At 37.4% G+C, this 586-nt stretch carries 1 protein-coding gene; it reads left to right on the top strand.

Features of this window, described 5'->3' with window-relative positions:
* Positions 1 to 307: 307 nt before the first annotated feature.
* A partial coding sequence (locus R2R70_RS18880) for a 2-oxoglutarate and iron-dependent oxygenase domain-containing protein (RefSeq protein ID WP_410978732.1) occupies positions 308 to 586 on the top strand: 279 nt, incomplete at its 3' end.

The raw sequence follows: 586 nt of genomic DNA, 5'->3' as shown, positions 1-586 counted from the left end.
CCGGCAAGTTCTAAATTACCACTTTTAAAAGATACTTTTTGTCGCATGGGTCGCCTTTTTGAACAAATAAAATACGTTGTAATACTAGACCATACATATGCATCAATGTGTGCAAATTCAATCGCTTTTATTTATTGATCTTGATCAACGCACCCTTTGATGGGGGCGCTTTGCGGACATATGTCCTTATGTTTTTGGGGCTGTTTGTCTATCCTCGCATGGCGCTATAATGAAGTCCTTGCTACTTTATATACATAACAGTACTTGAAGTATCTAACTTCAAACAACCTATTCACTGGAACGTACAATGCAATTACCTACTGTTGATTATAAAGCTCCCGATGCGGCTGCACAATTTGTTGAATCGTTAAGAAATACTGGATTTGGTGTTTTAAAAAACCACCCCATTCCACAGTCTTTAGTTGAGTCTATTTACAAAAACTGGCAAGACTTTTTTAACTCAGAGCAAAAGCACGCCTTTTTATACTCTAAAGAAACACAAGACGGTTACTTTCCGCCTTCAGTGTCTGAAGTAGCTAAAGGCTTTACCGTTAAAGACATAAAAGAGTACTTTCATGTTTATCCA

The sequence above is a fragment of the Cobetia sp. SIMBA_158 genome, from assembly GCF_046566945.1.
GTDB classification, from domain to species: Bacteria; Pseudomonadota; Gammaproteobacteria; order Pseudomonadales; family Halomonadaceae; genus Cobetia; species Cobetia amphilecti.
This window is presented reverse-complemented; position numbering and strand designations above follow the sequence as displayed.